The sequence below is a fragment of the Corynebacterium anserum genome (assembly GCF_014262665.1).
GTDB lineage: Bacteria > Actinomycetota > Actinomycetes > Mycobacteriales > Mycobacteriaceae > Corynebacterium > Corynebacterium anserum.
Genome location: NZ_CP046883.1, coordinates 1,610,784 through 1,632,420 on the forward strand (window position 1 = coordinate 1,610,784; position 21,637 = coordinate 1,632,420).

A 21,637-nucleotide genomic window follows, 5' to 3' on the forward strand; every position below is an offset into this window, starting at 1 on the left:
TTAAAAGCTTCCCTCATTGCGATTCACAGTTGTATGCTGAAATCGTCTAAAAGTGAGCGGTGGCTCGCACTCCATCGTTTTTCTCACTGCTCAGCATTGTTGCACCGAAAAGAGTAAAAGACCATGGCCGTGATGCACGTCCCTTCGAAAGAAGCGGCGAACAGTTCTCGCGAACAAATGTCGCTGCGTGAACGCAAGAAGGCTGAAACTAGGGACCGACTCGCCCGCGCCTCCGTCGAACTCTTGTTAGAGCAAGGCATCGATCAGACCACCATCGCAGAAATTACGGCTCGCGCAGGTGTCTCCACCCGCACCTTCCATAACTATTTCGCCCATCGCGACGATCCTTTCCTCCATTACATCGAAGGCTTCTTTCAGCGTCTGGGTGCATCGATCGAGTCTTACCCAAACCCGACGCCAGTTATCGAGATGCTCAAGAATATCCTGTGGGATTTCATTGAAAACCCCGATGAGGATATGGCTTCTGCTCGACAGATCATCGCCGTTGCCGAGCAACTCAGTCTTTCACTACCTCAGGCGGAAAAGAACCGCACGACGGGCATCTTCGAAAACCTCGGTGATGTCCTATTCCGCAAGACCGACGGGGCGCTTTCCCGCTATCAAGCTTTGCTGGCTGTTCACCTAGTTCTGTCCGCAGCGACAGCTGCGATAGAAGCGCATGCATCTGGAACCGTCACGCGTGGTCGCGACCTAAAGTCTCTCTTCGATGAGGCTTTCGACCTTCTCCACCGCGGCTTGGGCTAAGCTCCGCAGCACGGGGAATGTGCACCCCGGCTATAAAACGGAGTGAGGATCCATCCGGTCTAAAAGAGTCTGAGAATCCACCGTCTCTAAAACGGTGTGAGAATCCGCCGCCCTTAAGACAGTGGGCAGCAACGACATGCCATACTAATTGCCATGAACCTGCTCACCCCGCTTCTCGACGCCACTCTCGTTATCGGTGGTTATCCCATCCTCTGGCGCGAGATCATCGGAAATCTCTTTGGCCTAGCCTCTGCTATCGGGGGCATGAAGCGCGTGGTGTGGGCCTGGCCAGTTGGCATCGTCGGCAACATGATCCTGTTCACCGTGTTTCTTGGCGGCGTGTTCAATACTCCGCAAAATCTAGATCTATACGGCCAGGCTGGACGACAAGTGATGTTCTTGATAGTCAGCATCTATGGTTGGTGGAACTGGTCGCGCGCACGGAATCGCGGCGTCCGGGAGCCCCAGGAGACTGATCCAAGCCGTTCGATCGTCACCGAACCTCATGACGATACCGCTGCTGTTCAACCTAAATGGGCAAGCCCCAAAAACCGCATAGGGTTAGTCATCGCAGCAGTTTTCGGCACCGTAGTTTTCGCCATGATTTTCAAAGCTCTGGGCAGCTGGGGTCCTTGGGCAGATGCTTGGATCTTCACGGGGTCTATGCTCGCCACCTACGGCATGGCTCGGGGTTGGACTGAATTCTGGCTTATCTGGATTGGCGTAGATATCGTCGGCGTGCCATTGCTTCTCGCCGCCGGCTACTACCCATCTGCCGTCCTATATGTCGTTTATGGAGCTTTCGTGTTATGGGGGTTCTTCGTCTGGCTGAAGATCCAGCGATCGGAAGCTGTGCACGGAACCCCTGCCGTAGCGAGCTGAGAACATCTCTTGAGAAAGTCTGGGCGTCGGGGTTAGCTTTCCCACAGCCCTGTGGACGGATCATCCATCCAACAGCCCAGCGCCCGTTTAATCCTACGGACGAATCATCCCCCCAACAGCCCAGCGCCCGATTAATCCTACGGACGGATCATCCCCCAACAGTCCAGCGCCCAACTAAACCAATAGTTTCGCATACAGCTGCGGATCGATCTTGCTCGCATCTGCTGGATCGAAGCTCGACTCACGATCTTTATCCACCAACACTGCTCGCACCCCTTCTGCGAAGTTTGGTTCGCGGCGCAACGCATTACCAACAGCCAATTCATTCTTCAATGCGGTAGCAATGTCCGTCTCTGCATTACGACGGAATAATTCCGTCATAGCCACTAAACTGGCCGGATTCGCAGCGCGCAGCATCACCCTCACCTTGTCCAAGAACTCTGCTTGACGGTCATCCTGAGGCTCAGTGGCACTAATACGGGCCTCAATATCCTGCCAATGCCCGGTGCCGAAAGTATCGATAATCCACGTCGCGTTCTGTTCCAATTCAGAATCCGGGTTCTCCAGCGAAGAACGACTCACCGAAAACCTCTCCTGTGCCTCATCCACAGAGCTTTCGCACAGTGCGTGACCGAAAGATTCGGCGTCGCTAACAAGAACATTCCCCAACCCTGTAAACAACATATCCGCAGGCGACAACCGCCAGCCCGTGCAACCAATAAACAAACCAATAGCACCATCCACCGGCAAGTGATTCAACACGTGCGACATACCCACGTCAGGGACGAAACCAATAGCAGCTTCGGGCATCGCCCCCATAGTGCGAGGCGTAATCACACGATGCGAACCATGCGCAGAAATACCAAAACCGCCACCCATCACAACTCCCTCCAACAGGGCGACAATCGGCTTGTCATACTGAGCCATGCGGAGATTCATCGCGTACTCATCCTCGAAGAACTCATCACCAGCCTTAAAATCGCCAGCCATATCCGTCTCCCGCACGCCGCGGACATCACCGCCAGCACAAAAGGCGCGGTCGGACGACGAACGAATTAATACCGCCCGTATTGAAGAATCATCGGACCACGCGATCAGTGCATCATCTATATCGCGCACCATCGAATGAGTTAAGGAATTCAACGCCTTCGGGCGGTCTAATTCAACGACGCCAACAAAGCCCTCAACACACGTCTTCACAAAATTCTCATTAGTCATGCACTCCACAATGCCAGAAAACGAGCACCCCAGGAGCAAAAGATATACTCAGATAACTAGCTGGTCACAGGCCTGGCAACGGCGTGTGGAGACTGCACCGAGGTCTCTACGCACAGATGTTGAAACCGGTGAGGGCACAGGAGACGACCATCTCACACCTGAGCAGCCTAGGATTACACCCAAGCAGCCTAGTGACGCACCTGAGCAGCCTAGTAGGTACGAATGGCACACAATCTCCGCAGGCGAATATCCCGGGGGATCAGACTAGCCTGGCAAACACATAAACAAGTGACTACAAAATCACGGGCCCAGATGAAGTAGGAGCCAAAGTAAAGACGAATGTTGACCTAATCCTTTGACTTCTTCTTCGATTTCTTCGGTTTCGAACCGGACTTAGAATCGGGCTCCAACCGGTGCGCATCCTTCCGCTCAGATTTCCCCTTATGCTTGGCCTTCTTCTCGGCCCTCTTGGCGGCTTTCCTCTCAGCCTTCTTTGCAGCTTCGCGAGCCTCAACTTTGTCCCGTTCCAGTTCAGCGGCAGCATCCGGCACATAACGGAATTGTGTACGGGGAGGACGCTCATAATTTGATGAAATCTTCGGACGTTCAGGAATCTTAGGAACCTGCTTTTCCACGTATTCCCACGGAATAGTGTTCAGCAAGTGATTGATGACATTGATGCGGGAGCGTTTCTTATCCTCAGACTCGACTGTGTACCACGGCGCAGAAGGAATATCAGTATGAACAAACATCTCATCCTTCGCGCGAGAATAATCCTCCCACCGTGTAATGGACTGCAAATCCATAGGTGATAGCTTCCACTGACGCAACGGATCCTCGCGTCGAGCAGTAAATCTCCTCACCTGCTCATCATCAGATACAGAAAACCAGTACTTGCGCAGGATAATGCCGTCTTCAACCAAGAGACGCTCAAAAATCGGAGCCTGGTGCAAGAATCGGCGGTACTCCTGCGTGGTGCAGAACCCCATCACACGCTCCACACCTGCGCGGTTATACCAAGATCGGTCAAAAATAACGATTTCACCCGCCGTAGGAAGCTTCTCAACATAACGCTGGAAATACCACTGTCCTTGCTCACGGGAGTTAGGAGCTGGCAGAGCCTCTACCCTGCACGTACGGGGATTGAGATACTGCGTAATCCGCTTAATCGCAGATCCCTTGCCAGCAGCATCGCGCCCTTCCATGATGATCACCACACGAGCACCTGTCGCAACCACCCACTGCTGCATTTCCACCAGCTCAGCTTGAAGGCGAACAAGCTCCGCCTCATAAGCCTTCTTCGACAACTTTGGTGGTTTGGTGTGCGCCTCCCCAGAATTGCTCTTTTCATCTGCGGACTGTTTATACGACTTAGCGGGTTCGCGGCTCATGGTAATCAATGCTACCGCGGTAGCTGGCCAATGCTTTAATCTCCCTTACTCGAATCTTCCCTCCTCTTGTCTTCTTCCCCCATCGTCACAACGGCTCTCACTTCTGTTGCTCTCACCTCTATTGCTCTCACTTCTGTTCGATCAGTCATCTGGGATTGCCTGGTGGCGGACGCCTCCGGAGTTGCGTCACTGCTAACGAGGGATCTGGTCTTGCCTAACTGCTAACGGGGATCTGGCGTTGCCTAACTGCTAACGGAGGATCCGGTGTCGCTGATCAGAGGTTCATCCCGCGTGATTAGCAAATCTCTGCAACAAAAGTCGACAAGAAACCCAAGAAGAACGATCCCCGACCACCGACTGCAACAAAGGTCGACAAGAATTCTCCAAAGTTTCCTTTCCCCCAGGATTTTGTTGCAGATGTGATTAAGTGCTGCATTCCTGTCGACTTTTGTGCAGCGTCTGGGCAACTCAACCTCAACGATCCCAAACAACTCCAGCATGAGCCTAGCCTCAAGAAGTTTCAGATCTTATTTTCCCGCAACACCTTGGCCTAACCTAGCGATAGTCCGCGTTCAGAACATCGTCACCCTATCGACCTCGTTAACCAGAACATCGTCACCCCATCAACCCCGTTAACCAGAACATCATCACCCCATCAACCCCGTTAACAAGGAAGCTTATTTCGGCTCAAAATAGATAGAGCCCTTCCCTAGAATCTCAGCATCACCGGCCAGATCTATCGCCCCAAGCCCACGCGCGAGCATGCCACTTACCTTCTGGCGCGATCCGCCCCTCTGCCCTTCTCCGCTCCAAACTCTGCCTCACTTCGTTGAGCCAAGCTCCTTCTTTGAAGGACTCCGCATCGATTCTAATTACTTCAAAACCCTGGTTCTGAATCCGACGCTCACGCTGCCGTTCCTCCATGATTTTCTGCGGATCGATCTTCCCAAGCCTTGCGGAACTATGAGCACCGTCCATACCAAGCCTTGCGGAACTATGAGCACCGTCCAGATCGAAATAAGCGTTTGATTTGGTATCGAGGTACTTGTCCCGACCGTCGTACTCCACAACCAAGCCACAGGGGAACATGAAATCCACGCGCCCGAGGAAGTCGGCCTTCCTCACCCAATTGTCCGAGAGTTTCGCTTTGAAAATATCGACCTGCTGGTAAGGAGCTGGGAATCCTGCCTTCCAAAGTTCATATTTGACCTCGCTCTCACGCGGGCTTTCTGAACAATCTGTTATAAGCATCAAGGTCTCTTTGGCAATGTCCTGCGCAGATCGGCCTTTCCTTGATTTTCCGCGTCTTCTCTTCATGAATTCTAAGCTTGGCTCCACGGCGTCGATTGTTATTTTTCGTTGATGAAGCATCGCCTCTATCGCCACCAAACCTTCAAGTTGGCTACCCCAAAGCAACAATTCGGCAGCAAGGGCTTGTGGCGAGCTGATGAAAACCACTCCGAATTCTGTAGCGAATTCGACGGCTTGCCCTATGTATCTCCGGGGTAGGTGGCGAATTACCACCTCGCTGGTCGAAGTGCTCCGCGCACCGTTCACGCTTCCTAGCTCGATGCGTCGGTGTTTGTTTCCTCCGGTAGGTGTGGGAAGACCTAAAACAAACGCAGCTGTCATGCCTATCGCAATGTGCCCTGGCCTAGTTTTGCAGTGAGCAACCACACGGAGAAGTTTCTGTTGCCGTGGGGAGAGCTGCCGCCAATTCTCACTAGTTACGTAGGCACCTCGAGCAAGTTGGTGAAGTTTGCCGTCTTTGCGTAACCGGTAGACCCGAGCCCTATCGGCCTCTCGAAGATCTCTAGCAAGAATGAGCACGAATCCCCCCATGTTGTGATCTCTTTTCTTTACGCTGAACAGTCTTACGGTTCGGATCGTATCCGGTTTAGTTCCCTAACACTCGGATCGTGTCCGGTTTAGTTCCCTAGCACTCGGATCGTGTCCGGTTTAGTTCCCTAGCACTTGGATCGCTGCCGGTTGAGTTCTGGCGTTTTGGTTTCTGCCGGATGTGTTTTCTCGATTTTTTAGCGCTCGCTGTCTGGCTGATAGACCAATATTCGACGCCAAAATCAGACACAGCAGAACCCACAAAATAAACGTATTCAGTAACCCAACTGACGACATCGCTGTGATCGTCACTCCCCCAAGATTCCATCAACACCCCCAAACCACTCACGGAAGAGAATCAAGAACGTTCGCGGTAGACAAGCAAAAAACCACCCACGGTAAGCAAAACCACCCACGGTAAGCAAAACCACCCACGGTAGGCAAAAACTACTCACGGCAGCACAATGGCCTTGAGCTGTTTACTCAAGGCCATCGGCTGAAGGCGGTAACTAGTAGCGCGACCCCGTGTTTTCCCTAAACTGCACGCTTCCCAGCCCTCGGTGTGTAGGTGATCCCTTAACCTTCGGGATTAAATATGACACAAGAGGGATAAGTTTTAACCAAAAAAGTTTATTTCGATTTAAATTGCAGTTAAGTGCATATTTTCCAGACTGAAAATCCCCCTCTACTAAGCCGCGTAAATACGCTCTGAGCAGCACATTTACCTAGGCCTATATGGAACCACTCTGCGTAGTCCCCCTATTGTTCCCCTACCCCATTAGGGGTTAGCACAAGTAAGCTTACACAGAGCTACTGAACAACTGTTTCTATCTCAATAACCAATTATTGGGAATGCGCGCCATCCCAATCACGATCACCCCTACGCTGATGCGCGAGGAGACATTTCAACCCTCCGCCAACACCCACCGCCTACACAAGCTCGAATTGTCCTCCAACCCCAGCTTCAACCCTCTGCCAACACCCACCGGAACGAACCTCAAACCACTCACCGGCAGTGGCTCAGCATTCCGGAACGTTTACCGCTACGTTCGTTGCCAAACCACCGCCAGCAGTTTCTTTGTATTTATCGCTCATGTCGCGCCCAGTTTGACGCATCGTCTCGATGACCTCATCAAGGGTGACATGGTGCTTGCCATCACCGCGTAAAGCCATCTTCGCGGCATTGATAGCTTTTCCCGCAGAGATTGCGTTGCGCTCGATGCATGGGATCTGCACGAGGCCACCAATCGGATCGCACGTCAGCCCCAAAGAATGCTCCATCGCTATCTCCGCCGCGTTCGCAACCTGCTGCGGTGTACCTCCCAATACCTCCGCTAAACCAGCCGCAGCCATCGACGCTGCCGATCCTACCTCTCCTTGACATCCCACCTCCGCACCAGAGATAGATGCTCGTTCTTTATACAGAGATCCCACAGCGCCTGCAGCTAACAAAAATTTTCGATTGGTGGCTCGTGGATCGCGACGTCCGGCGTCGGTAAAATTTCTCGCGTAGAACATGACGGCGGGGATAATCCCTGCTGCGCCGTTAGTCGGAGCGGTGACCACACGACCACCCGCGGCGTTTTCTTCGTTGACCGCTAGTGCCACAAGGTTGACCCAGTCCTCCGAAAATTCAGCGGTGCACTGCGGGTCTTCGTCCATCAACTGGTCGTACCACCGTTTAGCACGTCGGCGCACTTGCAACATTCCTGGCAGTACGCCGTCGCTGGCCATGCCACGCTTGGCGCAATCTTGCATCGCTTGTGCAATGGAGTCGAGAGTTACGTTGATCTCTTCATCGGTACGCAGCGTTCGCTCGCACTCCAACTGCACGCTGGAGATTGACCGAGGCTCACCCACTGTGCCATCGCAGAGGCGCAATAACTTTTCTGCGGAATCAAAAACGAACTTGCCGGTTATCTCGCCCCGCTGTGGCACATGGTCCTCCGTCCGAATGAATCCGCCTCCTATGGAGTAGTAGGTTTCTTTGTAGGCAGCACGATGCGGCGATCGATCATCGGGAGAACCATCGCCGTGCTCGGACGTAAACTCACCATTTTTGTGCTGTTGCCCGCCTTTTTCTTGTACTCCTTCACCATCGTGGCTGAGGTGGCCGTGTGATGTTTCCTCGAAGCCCACGAATGTCACGGCGTTAGTGTGAATGGAACGCCGTATCGCCGGACGGAGAATGATGTCCTCGAAACCGCATGTAACCGGTAAGTTTTCGTCCCCGGCCAGACGGATCTGACGCGTCCGGCGGATCTCGCGGATGCGCGTCTCCATAAAATCTGGGTCGACTGCGCCAGGATCAGCACCGTCGAGGCCTAGCAAGCACGCTTCGAGTGTTCCATGCCCCATGCCCGTGGCTGCCAGCGAACCGTACAGAATGATCGATATTGCGGTGCCATGTTCACGATGCGGTGTGACTACTCCGGCCAGTTTGGCTTCATCGTCGAGGGGTCGAAGGCTACTTGCCCTTTGTCTTCTCGACGCCGCTTCTCCACCAGTCTGATCCATTCTCCCAGCCAGGATTTCCTTCCTCAGTTCTGTGGCGAAGGTCAATCCTGCTCGCATAGGTCCAACAGTGTGGGATGAGGATGGTCCCACACCAATCTGGAACAAATCAAAAACGCTGACAGTCATGCCACTGACGCTACCTGACCATCAGTGATGTTGTTTTACTAATCTGCGCTTTCTGGAACACCACGAGCCGTCTCTTCCAACGTGGTGTTTCAGAGTCAATACCAACTGATCGCAGTGGACAGCGCCTGCAGCTGAGCGCTTAAGAAAACACCAGCAGTTGGACCCTTAAGCTCGGTCTCCCCCTATTTGACCTCAAACTCTGCCATGCGATCCCACTCCGTTTTTCCTTCGATAAGGGTGTTGATGATTTTCGGAGTTTCAGTCAAAACGGTTGGGAATAGCTCACAAGCCTTCTTGAAGTGTTCAGAATTAACATGAGCCTCAGCCGCGTCATCCTTGAAGCCTTCAACAAGAATGTACTCATTTGGATCATCTGTGGAGCGGAACCAATCAAAGAAGAGGCAGCCTTCTTCTGCACGGGTAGCTGCAGTGAATTCTGCGACAACCTCACGGAAATTCTCGACGTGTTCCGGCAATGGCTTGAACTTAACGTTGATCAAAATCATGTCTCCTACCCTACTCACCATCGAGACAACACCGATCCCCGTCCAGCTCCCTGCTCCTTCCAACCTAGCTACTCAAGTAGGCTCCCAGAGGCTACAGCCCGTCACAGTATCCGTCGCTCCTATTGCCGGCTATCCGCAACTCTTGCCGCCAACTATCCACTGCTCTAGTTTCCAGTTCCGCCGCCTCACCCTTCGCGTTTCTCTGCGGCTTCGAGCCAGGCCATTTCCAGCTCATCGTGCTCGCCTTGGATTTTGCGAGCCTCCGTATCCAGTCGTGTCAGCTTCTCAGCAGCGCTAGGATCCACTGCAAGTTCCTCAGCGGCGGTCGCCATCTCAGCATGAAGCTTCTCCAGCTTCTGTGAAAGCTTCTCTATTTTCCTTTCAAGTGAGTTCATTTCCTTCTTCAGTACACGGTCTTCTTGTGCACTGAGAGCAGGCTTAGTCTCGGCTACCCATCCTCCAACACCACTATCAATGCCGGCAGCGCATCCCCCATCATCGTGATCCAGCACCTGTCCAGCCGAACCCCCGTCATCCATTAGAGCCGCGTGTCCGCCAATCGCGTGGCTACCTGGCACTTGACGGCCCAATAAACGATTATCTGGTTTGTGAGCCCCGAGTTCCTGGCGTCGACGAAGATATTGCTCAATACCTCCCGGTAGATTCGTCAACGTTCCGTCACCAAATAGAGCCCAGGTGGAGTCGCAAATGCGCTCGATCAAATACCGATCGTGCGAGATCACCACGAGCGTGCCTGGCCACCCATCGAGCAAAGATTCTAATTCTTGCAACGTGTCGATATCTAAATCATTCGTTGGCTCATCAAGAAGTAGGACATTTGGCTCCGTCATCAACACTCGAGTCAGCTGCAAACGCCGGCGCTCGCCACCCGACAGATCCCTTACCGGTGTGCGCTGACGTTTCGCAGAAAAACCCAGACGCTCCGCGAGCTGGCTTGCCGATAGTTCCTTATCTCCAAAAGTCACATAACTCGCTACGTCCTGAACCGCTTCCAACAGGCGTTGGTTGGGATCGAGGTCATCTAATTCCTGACGCAGCCACCCTAAACGCACAGTCTTTCCTTCGATGCGTTTACCACTCGTGACCTGGTACTCTCCAGCCAGAGCACGAAGCAAGGTGGTCTTGCCACTGCCATTTACACCTACCAAACCTATGCGTTCACCAGGCCCCAACCGCCACGTGAGATTTTCCACCAGAATGCGTCCATCCGGCGTAGCAATAGTGGCATCTTCAAGTTCGATGACCTTCTTGCCTTGCCGACGCGCCGAAAACTTCATGAGCTCTACACTGTCTCGAAGCGCCGGAACATCCGCGATCAGAGCCTCAGCTGCTTCAATGCGATATCGAGGCTTCGAGGTACGCGCCGGAGCGCCACGACGCAGCCATGCAAGTTCTTTGCGGGCGAGATTTTGACGTCTCTGCTCAGCGGCATCAGCCTGCCTGGCACGCTCAGCGCGTGCAAACGTCCAGTCGTTATATCCCCCCTCATATACGTCAACCACACCATCGTGTACTTCCCACGTTCTAGTGGCGACGGTATCGAGGAACCAGCGGTCGTGGGTCACCACCACCAATGCGGTGTTTCGGCTCAACAAGTGCTCAGCCAACCATTGCACGCCTTCAACATCAAGATGGTTCGTTGGCTCATCAAGGATTAATAAGTCCAGCTCTTGCACGAGTGCAGCGGCGAGACCCGTACGGCGTCGTTCCCCACCAGACAACGACCGAACAGGAGTATCCAACCCCAGATCGGCGACACCCAGCCCATGCAATACTGATCGCACGCGTGGGTTGGAGGCCCACTCGTAAGTCTCCAACCCCAAAGGTTGAAGCACGGCATCAGCCACGGTCGTTCCAGCGCAGGCCTCATCGGTGACTACCTCCCGGAGCACATCCTGGGTCACCATTGCCATTCGCAAGCCGTTATTGTGAGATACCCGCCCACTATCTGGCAGATCCGCGCCAAAAAGGATCTTCAACAGCGTTGATTTACCTCCACCGTTAAGACCTACCACCCCCACACGGTCTCCAGAGTTCACGCCAAGGCTGACCGTGTCTAACAATTGCTTCAGGCCGTAAGTTTTGCTGACGTTTTCTAAGTTGATGAGGTTACTCACGGGATGTGAATCTCGTTCCTGTTCTTTGGGGGTGGGTGTTTCCGTATTGTTCTTAAAGGTTGAGCGTTTCGCTATTTCGGTCTGGTACTCGGCGGGCAACTCACACTTTGTACCAGCTGCCATGGCATCTAGTTCTCAGCCACTTACCGAGTATTGTTCCGAGCTGTTCCACTCAACAGTAAATTCCCTGACCTGGACGATCCTCTGCACGCTAGTCTTCCTCTAGAATCCTGGCAGGTCCCGCCGGAGAAGAAGCAGTAATGGTGGCGCTAGCTTTGCCCGCCACGGAAACAGCAGTGGCTACATCGAGGGCATGGTCTGCATCGCGGCACAACATGGCGATTGTTGGCCCCGAGCCAGAGACAATTGCCGCGAGCGCCCCGGCTTCTTTCGCAGCACGGAGAGTTTCACGCAAAGTTGGCATGAGGCTAATAGCGGGAGCCTGAAGGTCGTTGACGAGCGTGGGTGCCAGCTGTTCCGCATCACCGCTGACCAGGGCACGCATGAGAGCATCGGTGCTGCCCGCCCGTATGTCGGGGCGTTCGCCGGAAGCAGCCGCAGCTCTTTGCTTATCCAACTGAGCAAAAACTTTCGGTGTGGAGAGTCCTCGTTTATCTGTGGCTAACGCCCAATGGAAAGTTCCGTGAGCCATCACAGTCACCAGTTCATCTCCGCGACCGAGTCCCAACGCAGTTCCGCCGAGTACACAAAACGGTACGTCTGCACCTAGCGATGCCGCTATACCGTACTGTTCCTCCATGGTCGGAGTAGGCACATGGGATGTCCTAGGGTGACGTTCACAATAAAACTCCACAGCTGCGACCAGCGCCGCAGCTGCGTCCGCAGAACCGCCGGCCATGCCTCCTGCGACCGGAACCCCTTTCTCAATATGGATCGCCACCCATGGCACATCTTGTTCAGTCATCTTGTGCGAGGCGAGTTCACTGCGATCTATTTCCCCCGGACTGTTGTCGCCGCAACTGCCTTCTTTCATCCGCGCCTTGACGAGGCTGCGCACCGCCTCAACCGCGCGAACCGCCAGATTACTAGGGTCAGTCGGAACCAAATGCGCATCATGCCCAGTGACCGTGACGGTAGCTTCTTCCTCCGACGCTACCTCTGTCAATCTCACCTTTTCCTGGAGTGCCACCGACTGAAAAACAGTAGTCAAATCGTGATACCCATCATCGCGTAAGTCGGATACTCCCAAGTGAAGGTTGACTTTTCCATGGGCAACGGCACCTACGCTCAAAGGTGATGGTGTTTGCTTTAACTGAACTGATTTTGCGTCATGTGGAATCCCACTGTCCCTGCGAACGCCAGGTTCTGCAGAGCCCTTCGGATCCTTACCCCTCCGAACACCAGGTCCTGCAGAGCCCTTCGGATCATTACCCGATGTGTGAACGCCAACTCTGCCAGTATCCGCCCTACTAATACTCGTCCTATCAATGGAATCTCTGCTCATCGCAATACCTCCCCTGCCACGAGATTATTCTTCAAAGCCACCTTAGCCAGCCGTACGAAATCTGCAGTCGAAAGCTTCTCTCCACGTTGTTTCGGATCGATCCCCGCCTCCACAAGAACACCTTCAGCTTGCGACCCAGAGCTAAACCACGAGGAGAGTGCCGCGCGAAGGGTTTTGCGGCGTTGGAGGAAAGCGGCGTCGGCCAAAGAAAAAACAACAGCGCGGAGCTCAGACTCCCCCGTACCTTTGGGCAGATCAGTCAAAGACCACGGGCGCGTCTGATCTGTCCAGCGATCAATGCGCACCAGACCAGAGTCAATCTTCGGAGCAGGCCAAAAGACATTCTTTCCAATCGTCGCTGCACGGCTAACGTTGCCGTAATAACCTGCTTTCACAGACGGGACGCCATAGATTTTCGAGCCAGGTTCAGCTGCGAGACGATCAGCCACCTCACGCTGAACCATCACTAGCACTCGCCGGATAGTCTTAAACTCCTCCACACAGTGCAATAGCACCGGCACTGATACGTTGTACGGCAAATTGGCGACGAGAGCGCTCGGCAGGGGACGCTTAGCATTGTCAAAGTCACAGCGCTGGAGTTTTAGCGCATCCTTCAAGATCACATGAAACCTGGCTGCACAGGGCTCGGCACGCGTACTGACCGTTTCCGGAAGTTTGTCGGCCAGTCGACGATCGATCTCGACCGCAGTGACGGTGTGCGCGGTCTCCAGTAAGGCGAGAGTCAGTGAGCCTAAACCTGGTCCGATCTCGAGCACATCATCGGATGCCGTGATTTCCGACGCAGCGACGATTTTCCGCACTGTATTTGGATCGTGCACAAAGTTCTGCCCCAGTTTTTTGGTGGGAGAAATGTCCAACTCTTCAGCTAGTTCGCGCACCTGTACAGGCCCGAGGAGATGAGCCTGAGCAGTGTCGACATGGCTATCAGTCATAAATCCTCCACCAGGAAAACGGTCGCGAATCCTTTTAATAGACAAAACGGCCACGCTAAGCACAACGTACAGCACACTGCCTGTAGCACAGAGCCGAGTATCTCCACATGACAATAGCCCAGCACGGGGCTGGGCTAAATATTCGGATTGCTGAGGTGCGGCTCAAGGCGCACAGTCTAAGCGCTTACACGCTACGCCAGCTGGGCTTGGCTTTAGCGCAATCCCATCTTTGCGGTGCAAGCTGGCCATGCGCCCCATCCCTGGGAGGCTTGAATCTTTTCGGCTACGGCAATCTGCTGTTCGCGAGTGGCCAGATCAGCTCGTGGAGCATACTGGGTGCCGCCAAAGCCTTCCCAAGATTGCTGGGTGAACTGCAAACCGCCGTAGAAACCGTTGCCAGTGTTGATGGCCCAGTTACCGCCGGATTCACACTGAGCTAGCTGATCCCATACGGATCCGTTGGCAACCGATGGTGCAGTCTGAACAGGCTTTGTACCAACGGACACTACCCGCTGGACTGGTTTCACAGTCTGGACAGCATTGGTTACCTCACGGCCAACCTCTACACCGTTTTCCTTGCGCACGCGGTAAGTGACATTTTCTTTACCATTAGCACCTGGCTCCACAACAGTTTCCTCACCTGCAGGAGCATTAGGATTTTCGATCTTACGCACCGGTGCTGGGACATCGCGGGTTTGCTTTTGCTCCTCGTGCGTAACACGGAACACGTCGATGTGCATTCCATCCTTGACAGGAGTGGTGACATCTGGAGTGACCCTGTCTTCCTTGCCTAGCTTCTTGCCGGTCATCTTGAAGATGTCCCCCACGGTCTTTGCCGCTAGGGACAGGTTCTTCTCTTCACCACCATCATTCATGGTGAAGTTCTTCTTAGTGGTGATTTCCAGATCCATGCCGTCCAGAGGAATCTCATCATTAACCTGAGAAGACAAGGCGGCATCCTTAGTATCTCGGCCAAGCTGCTTCAGCAGGTCACCCACAGTCAGTGCAGTGGTATCGATCTTCTCCTGCTGGCCGTCAACAATCACGGACACCTGACGCGTGGACCGAATGGTAATGGTGTCTTCGTCACTGATCTTGTCACTCAAGGCCGGGGTGACAATATCGCGATCACCAAGGTCTACGCCTGCGGACTTCAGGGCGCCTTCAACATCTCCTGACATCGTGGAGGCCTGAATGATATCTCCATTGACGTCAACGGTGACATCCTTGTGGGCGGCGAGAGCTACACCACCAGTAGCCACGAGCGTGGCGAGCATACCACCCGTGGCAACACGCAATGGGGTGTTATTGGGCTTGTTGATGCGGTTCAGAGTGGACTTCTTTGGGGACACGCTGGGAATTGCCTCTCACTATCGGTTCCGCCTTACTCAGGGTCGCGGTACGCAGTCGTGATGCGCTCTAGAGGAAAGACGGTGAATCTTCATGGTGTAGCGGGGCATCGATGTGGTGAGCCCTGCGATCGGTCTTTGATCACAATACGGTAACAACGGCTTCAGTTCCAAATACTCGCCAAAATTGTCTGAAAGATCACAAAATACCGCGCACGCTGCACAAACAATCAAGTCACAGTGATTAACAGCTGTGCACAATAGAACCCAACGCTCGCTGTAGTCTTGTTTTGTCACAATCAGGACACGAATTACAGCGAAGGGATTCCATACACCCGGCAAGCGTTGGCAGTCACCAACTCAGCAAATTCCCGCTCCGATTGACCACGCACCTCCGCCAAAACCCACGCAGTATAGCCCACATAACTCGGCGCGTTTCTGCGACCACGGAAGGGCTCGGGAGTCATGTAGGGAGCATCAGTCTCCACCAAAATCTGCCCTGCCGGCGCTATCCGCGCCGCCTCACGCAGTTCCTCATTGCGCTTGAATGTGGAGTTTCCCGCGAAGGAGAGCACGTAACCACGCCCCAGCGCTTCCTTCGCCACCTCAAGCGGCGAAGAAAAACAATGCAAAATCACGGTCTGCGGCCGAGGCGCATCCTCTAGCACACGCAGAAGATCCTCGTCCGCCTCACGGTTGTGAATCATCAGCGCCTTGCCGGATGATACCGCCAAATCAATGTGCCAACGAAACGCCTCCTCCTGCACCTCCAAGCTGGGAGTCTCAGTATCTTTCCCGATCCAATAGGTATCTAAACCAGTCTCCCCAATGGCGACACAACGCGGATCTTGAGACATCTCCGTCAGTCGCTGCTTAGCTGCGTCGTCCAAAGTATGAGCCAACGTGGGGTGAATGGCGCACGCCGCCCACACATTGGGATGCATATGGGCGGCCTCCAGCGCATGTTCAGTCTCCGGAAGGCCATCACCAACCGTACACACGCCGACCAGGCCGGAAGCATCTGCCTCAGCCATGAGAGCCCGAATGCCTTCCTCGTACGAGGCAACCTGCTCTCCCATCTTCTTCACGGTCGAATACAGATGAGTGTGCGCATCAAAAAGAGGCCTCAACTCGGGAGGAGGTACGGGCTTAGGACGGTTCTTCTTTGCCATGCCCCCTACCGTACCTTTTGCAGTTCTATTTGCTTATGTGGCAATTCAGTCTGTACATATAGCCCCTACTCACGACACATCATCACATGTGCCGCGCTCACTTCACTATGGCGCTCATTTCACTCCCGCGGTCACGGCAGTCACGCCGCCCATAAACTATCGGCTGGCGTCAATGAACTATCGGCCATTTATGGAGAGTAAGATGCCGCCGGCATGGGATACCAGCAGCAGACTACTTCTGAACTGGAGCCCACTCGGGGCCAGTCTCGGCAAGCTCGGCGTCGAGTTTCTTGAACAAAGGTTTGGGCTTACTCAGCGCCACCCCTGGTTCCAAATCAATGCGGGACCAGGTCGCCTTCTGTTCGGCGTAGTTGCCCATAATCACCGGGTAAGTACGCCCCTCTTCTGGCAGACCGACGCCAACAGGTACCCGAGGAGAGTTATCCGTGACTTCAACCACCTGCGGCTGTGCGGCCCAAATATCCTCTCCACCGAGAGTTTCATAAATCTTCTGCGCACTGAATGGCAGATATGGGGTGAGTAGTGTGTTGACATCGGACACCACTTGCAGAGCCACATACAACACGGTTGCTAACCGTTCACGCTGACTATCATCCTTCGCCAACTTCCACGGCTCCATCGCCGCAATGTACTGGTTAGCTCGACCAGCGATGCGCATGGCCTCAGTGATGCCAGCCTTGAAGCGAGATTTCGCAACGTGTTGGCCAACAATATCGAAAGCGGCTGCTGCTTCATCCAACAATGCGCGATCCTCTGCAGTGAACTCACCTGGCGCGGGAATCTCTCCAAAGTTCTTATAAGCCATGGATACAGTGCGATTGACCAGGTTTCCCCATTCATTTGCCAACTCGCCGTTGATGCGGCGGACAAACTCATCCCATGTGAAGTCAGTATCCGTTGTCTCTGGACCGGCCATCGCAATGAAGTAACGCAAGGGATCCGGGCCGAAGTCTCTCAGGAAGTCACGAACATAGATCACGACACCCTTTGACGAGCTAAATTTCGATCCAGACATGGTGAGGAATTCCGAGGAAACAACCTCCGTCGGCAAGTTCAACTGAGGTTGCGCAAGGTCGCCGGCACTGCCACCCTTCGAGCCTGCTCCCTGGTAGCCGAGAAGCTCAGCGGGCCAAATCTGGGAGTGGAACGTGATGTTGTCCTTACCCATGAAGTAATAGGACACGGCTTCTGGATCATTCCACCACTGACGCCATGCTTCTGGGTCGCCTGTACGCCACGCCCATTCGATGGAAGCCGAGAGGTAGCCCACCACAGCATCGAACCACACATAGAGTTTCTTGGCATTGTTGTCCTGCCACCCTTCGATTGGCACCGGGATACCCCAGTCAATGTCGCGTGTCATGGAGCGTGGGCGCACATCCTTGAGCAGGTTCAGAGAAAATTTCAGAACATTCGGGCGCCAATCTGTGCGATCCTTCAACCACTCACTGAGCGCGTCAGCTAGGGCTGGAAGGTCGAGCATGAAGTGCTCGGTATCGACGAACTCTGGGGTCTCACCGTTGATTTTGGAGCGTGGGTTTATGAGATCAGCTGGGTCTAGCTGGTTACCACAGTTATCGCATTGGTCGCCACGCGCATCCGTAGCTCCACAGATGGGGCAGGTGCCTTCGATGTAACGATCGGGCAGTGTTCGCCCGGTTGATGGGCTGATTGCCCCACGGGTGGTTTCTTTCACCATATAGCCGTTGTCGTTGAGGCCGCGGAAGAGGTCTTGCACCACTGCGTAGTGATTGCGGGTTGTGGTGCGGGTAAATAGGTCATAAGACAATCCCAATCCCACAAGATCTTCGACAATAACCCTGTTGTAACGATCCGCGAGTTCCTGAACGCTCACGCCTTCCTTCTCCGCTTGGACGAGCAGAGGAGTGCCATGCTCATCGGTTCCGGAGACCATGAGTACGTCGTTACCCACCATTCGCTGGTACCGGGCGAAAACATCCGAGGGGACACCGAAGCCCGCTACGTGACCAATGTGACGAGGGCCGTTGGCATACGGCCAAGCAACTGAGGTGAGAACGCGTGTCGACATAACTAACAGAGTATTAGATACGGTCCTGAAGTAAGAACCTGAGGGGTCTTCGCCGTCGTACGCTCGGAGCACTCCCCGTTGCGCACCACATTCGTTGGATAGTTCCGCGTTAACGTTCTCTGACCAACCGACATTCGCTACCTAAGCAGCGTTCGCTACCTAGCCGAAACTAGCCGGGGTTCCCTGCCCGACATTTACGTGACGCCGCATTGACTATCGACGGAGCAAACTTAAGCGCAAAATTCCCCCCATTCAGGAAATGGCTGCAATTCTTTCAGCTAATAGCAATACTCAGTTCTTTCACAGGAAAATTTTACTCTTCGTCAATAAAGGCCAGAATTGTCAAACAAATATCTTTACATCTCCTCAGATTCTTCGCAGGTGGGGTTCTCTTTTTCCTTGAATTATCACAGTTTTACAGCACTACCGTTGCGAATCACCACAGCAAATAAGAAGATAGTTAAAAGGTGTGAATGTTTACATTGGATTAATTACGAGCGATCAAAGTTTAATTGAAAAATGGTGGTGTATAGTCGCTCTTGTTTCAAGCGGTTGGACCCCTCAGTTCTTGAGTTTCCACCCCGGAATGCGGCTCAGATAAGCACCATAAGTGGCTGATTATCTGCCGTTCGTACAGTGCAATATCGCATCCCTTGAACCGTTTTCACCAGCGAGTTTTCTAGAGATCCCTCTAGCCTTGATTTTGTAGGAGATAACATGCATCTCACTCGATCCACCAATCTTGGACTGCAAATTGTGATGGAGCTTGCCGATCAACAAGCGAAATCCGATGGCGCCCAGCGCCTCACTGCAGCGAACATCTCCGCTGCGCTTGAGGCATCCCCCACTCACGTTGCCAAGCTGGCTTCGAGGTTAGTCGAAATTGGAATCCTGAAATCCTCACGCGGACGCACCGGCGGTATTACCATCGCTGACGGAGCGCTCAACTATCCACTAGGGAAACTCATCCGACAGCTAGAAGGAAAAGATGAGTCCGTCGACCGTTTCATCCACGCTCCACATTGCGAAGAACAGGACAAACATTCCAGCAACTCCCCATTAGAAACAGCCCTAACCCAGGCTCAAGAGGAGTTTTATTCCTGCCTGGACCAAAAGAGCATCGCCGATATACTGCCCGCATATATCGCCCCAACCGAAGCCATGCTCAAAACCGCTAGCTGAGGTAACGGCTCCTTTTACCTACACAAGGCTTGAGCGCGCCCGCAGCGTGAAAGCGCCGGGCACCTCAGCTGATTTGGGCGGACATCTCGGACTCCTTGTGCGGCCGTCTCGGCTCTATGTACGCGATGCGGAATCCGTCGTGGATCCCTGAGCGCTATCGGTCACATCCACAGCAGCCTCAGCTTGGGTGGCAGAAGCAGCGGCTGCCTGCGCGGCATCGGTAGCATGCTGTGCGGCGGCCTCCGCCTGATCCACAATGCCCTTGAGATCGTCCACCTTGATTACATCCACAGTGCCGTTCTCTGTTTCCACCTCATGAACAGGAAGTGCAGCGTCGCCGTCAGCGGTCACGATTTCACCATCGACATTCGACGCAGCCCCGTCCAACTTGCGCACTTGCCACGTTCCCTTGCGGGCTGTGCTGATACGTCTCTCATGAGCTTGCCGCAAAGCGAATGCTCGCTGCTCCTTCTCTGCCAGATACATCGAATCATTCGATAGACCTCGCACAATAGCGATGGTCAGTCCGATGATGATCAGCACGAACGGGCTTGCTGCGATGATCGTCAGATTTTGTAGATGTGACAGCGCATCCTCACCACCCGTGGTGAGCATGACCACCGCAATAACTGCCGTCAAGACTCCCCACAAAACAGTAACCATACGGTTAGCCACCAACACACCGTTCTGCGACATGGATCCCATCACGGTGGAAGCGGAATCTGCCGAAGTAATAAAGAAAGTAGCCAGCAAAAGCATGCCAAGCACAGAGGTCACAGTGCCGGCTGGCAGCTCGTGTAACAGAGCGAATAGCTGCTGAGTGGAATCCCCGTCGCCCCAAATAGAACGGCCATTCTTCTCGAGGAAAATACCAGTTCCACCGAATACGGAGAACCAAATAACCGACACCATCGTCGGAACTAGCAAAACCACGAATACGAACTCGCGGACTGTGCGGCCACGGGAAATACGTGCCAGGAACATGCCCACGAATGGGGACCAGGACGTCCACCATGCCCAATAGAAAATTGTCCAGCTATCCAGCCATTTGGTGGCTTCTTCGCCTGAGTTAGTGGTGCGAGCAGCCATGGTGAAGAACTGGGATAAGTAGGAACCCAAGGACTGCGGCAGGTAGTTCAAAATGACAACGGTCGGGCCGACGATAAACACGAACAGGGCTAACAGCACGGCCAGGATCATATTCGCGTTCGACAAATACTGAATCCCCTTGCTCACACCGGTAAAAGCAGAAACCAAGAAGCATATGCCCAGAACGGCAATGATGAGAAGAATCACGCCCTCACTGGGGTTATGCACAAAGCCGTTGAAATCCAGACCTGAACGAATCTGTAAAGCGCCCAAACCCAGCGACGCAGCAGTACCGAATACCGTGGCAAAAATCGCCAAGACGTCGATGATCGTTCCTGGCAGCCCTTCGGCGGCTTTACGTCCGATTAGCGGGATGAACGCAGCAGAGAGAAGCTGCTTGTGTCCCAAGCGGTATGTGGAGTAGGCAATGCCTAGAGCCACGATGCAGTACAGAGCCCATGGGTGCAGACCCCAGTGGAAAATTGTGGAAGCGAAAGCGGAGGCCTCGTCGTGCGACTCGAACCCTGGCACGCCGTCACGGTAGAAGGTCAGGGGCTCGGTAGTTCCGTAGAACATCAGACCGATACCCATTCCAGCAGCAAACATCATGGAGATCCAGCTGATGGTGGAAAACTCCGGACGTTCATCATCTGTGCCGAGGCGGATGTGACCAAACTTGCTCATCGCAATAAACAGGATGAAAGCGACAAAGCCAGTACCTGCCAGCATGAACAGCCAGCCAAAGTCAGTCACAACGAAGTTCAGTGCCTTTGCAGTAAAGGCACTGAAAGAGTCGGCAGAAGTTAGCCCCCAGACTACGACTGCCAAAACCAACACTGCGGCCGAGATGGTGACCGCCCAATTCATCGAAGCATTCTTCTCACTTGTCTCAGTCTGTGCGGAGTCCGCTGCACGTGCAGAGTGCTCCGCTGACACTTCTCTCTCTGTACTCTTCACGTCACTCATTTTTTCCA

General features: G+C 53.8%; 15 protein-coding genes. 3 read left to right on the forward strand and 12 right to left on the reverse strand.

Translation table 11 applies throughout. From position 1 onward, the window contains the following. Positions 1–123: 123 nt before the first annotated feature. Together GP473_RS06710 and GP473_RS06715 are read left to right on the forward strand one after the other, a co-directional pair. Positions 124–765, forward strand: coding sequence for a TetR/AcrR family transcriptional regulator (locus GP473_RS06710; RefSeq protein WP_186276752.1), 642 nt, complete (start codon positions 124–126; stop codon positions 763–765). Positions 766–918: 153 nt separating this feature from the next. Then, positions 919–1,647: a nicotinamide mononucleotide transporter family protein gene (locus GP473_RS06715; protein ID WP_185770138.1), complete on the forward strand. Its 729-nt coding sequence runs from the start codon at positions 919–921 to the stop codon at positions 1,645–1,647. Positions 1,648–1,821: 174 nt separating this feature from the next. On the opposite strand, the gene GP473_RS06720 is transcribed toward GP473_RS06715, so the two are convergent. The 11 genes from GP473_RS06720 to metG form a co-directional block, all read right to left on the reverse strand. Beyond that, the gene (locus GP473_RS06720) at positions 1,822–2,865 is read right to left on the reverse strand and encodes a 3-hydroxyisobutyryl-CoA hydrolase (RefSeq protein ID WP_185770139.1); all 1,044 of its coding nucleotides are present in this window, start codon (positions 2,863–2,865) and stop codon (positions 1,822–1,824) included. Positions 2,866–3,212: 347 nt separating this feature from the next. Continuing rightward, positions 3,213–4,256 (reverse strand): polyphosphate kinase 2, encoded by a 1,044-nt coding sequence (ppk2, locus tag GP473_RS06725; RefSeq protein WP_185770140.1) that lies wholly within the window; start codon positions 4,254–4,256, stop codon positions 3,213–3,215. Positions 4,257–4,979: 723 nt separating this feature from the next. Next, positions 4,980–5,714, reverse strand: a complete 735-nt coding sequence (locus GP473_RS06730; RefSeq protein WP_185770141.1) for a hypothetical protein — start codon at positions 5,712–5,714, stop codon at positions 4,980–4,982. A gap of 1,401 nt (positions 5,715–7,115) precedes the next feature. Continuing rightward, positions 7,116–8,738, reverse strand: a complete 1,623-nt coding sequence (locus GP473_RS09490; protein ID WP_246394738.1) for an L-serine ammonia-lyase — start codon at positions 8,736–8,738, stop codon at positions 7,116–7,118. A gap of 182 nt (positions 8,739–8,920) precedes the next feature. Continuing rightward, positions 8,921–9,244 (reverse strand): putative quinol monooxygenase, encoded by a 324-nt coding sequence (locus GP473_RS06745; RefSeq protein ID WP_185770142.1) that lies wholly within the window; start codon positions 9,242–9,244, stop codon positions 8,921–8,923. A 185-nt stretch (positions 9,245–9,429) separates the two neighbouring features. Next, entirely contained in the window at positions 9,430–11,382 is a 1,953-nt protein-coding gene (locus tag GP473_RS06750; RefSeq protein WP_185770743.1) for an ABC-F family ATP-binding cassette domain-containing protein, read from the reverse strand. A 211-nt stretch (positions 11,383–11,593) separates the two neighbouring features. After that, positions 11,594–12,847, reverse strand: coding sequence for a 4-(cytidine 5'-diphospho)-2-C-methyl-D-erythritol kinase (locus GP473_RS06755; RefSeq protein WP_185770143.1), 1,254 nt, complete (start codon positions 12,845–12,847; stop codon positions 11,594–11,596). Continuing rightward, positions 12,844–13,800, reverse strand: a complete 957-nt coding sequence (gene rsmA / locus GP473_RS06760; RefSeq protein WP_185770144.1) for a 16S rRNA (adenine(1518)-N(6)/adenine(1519)-N(6))-dimethyltransferase RsmA — start codon at positions 13,798–13,800, stop codon at positions 12,844–12,846. The genes GP473_RS06755 and rsmA overlap by 4 nt, the downstream gene beginning before the upstream one ends. A 212-nt stretch (positions 13,801–14,012) precedes the next feature. Continuing rightward, the gene (locus GP473_RS06765; RefSeq protein ID WP_246394739.1) at positions 14,013–15,152 is read right to left on the reverse strand and encodes a resuscitation-promoting factor; all 1,140 of its coding nucleotides are present in this window, start codon (positions 15,150–15,152) and stop codon (positions 14,013–14,015) included. Between the two features lie 308 nt (positions 15,153–15,460). Further along, positions 15,461–16,321, reverse strand: coding sequence for a TatD family hydrolase (locus GP473_RS06770; RefSeq protein WP_186276753.1), 861 nt, complete (start codon positions 16,319–16,321; stop codon positions 15,461–15,463). Positions 16,322–16,553: 232 nt separating this feature from the next. Further along, the gene (gene metG, locus GP473_RS06775; protein ID WP_185770146.1) at positions 16,554–18,392 is read right to left on the reverse strand and encodes a methionine--tRNA ligase; all 1,839 of its coding nucleotides are present in this window, start codon (positions 18,390–18,392) and stop codon (positions 16,554–16,556) included. A gap of 717 nt (positions 18,393–19,109) precedes the next feature. On the opposite strand from metG, the gene GP473_RS06780 reads away from it, so the two are divergent. Then, complete coding sequence (locus GP473_RS06780) at positions 19,110–19,574, forward strand: RrF2 family transcriptional regulator (protein ID WP_185770147.1); 465 nt, start codon at positions 19,110–19,112, stop codon at positions 19,572–19,574. Between the two features lie 114 nt (positions 19,575–19,688). Here GP473_RS06780 and GP473_RS06785 read toward each other — a convergent pair whose 3' ends face one another. After that, positions 19,689–21,629 (reverse strand): BCCT family transporter, encoded by a 1,941-nt coding sequence (locus GP473_RS06785; RefSeq protein WP_185770148.1) that lies wholly within the window; start codon positions 21,627–21,629, stop codon positions 19,689–19,691. Between the last annotated feature and the right edge of the window lie 8 nt (positions 21,630–21,637).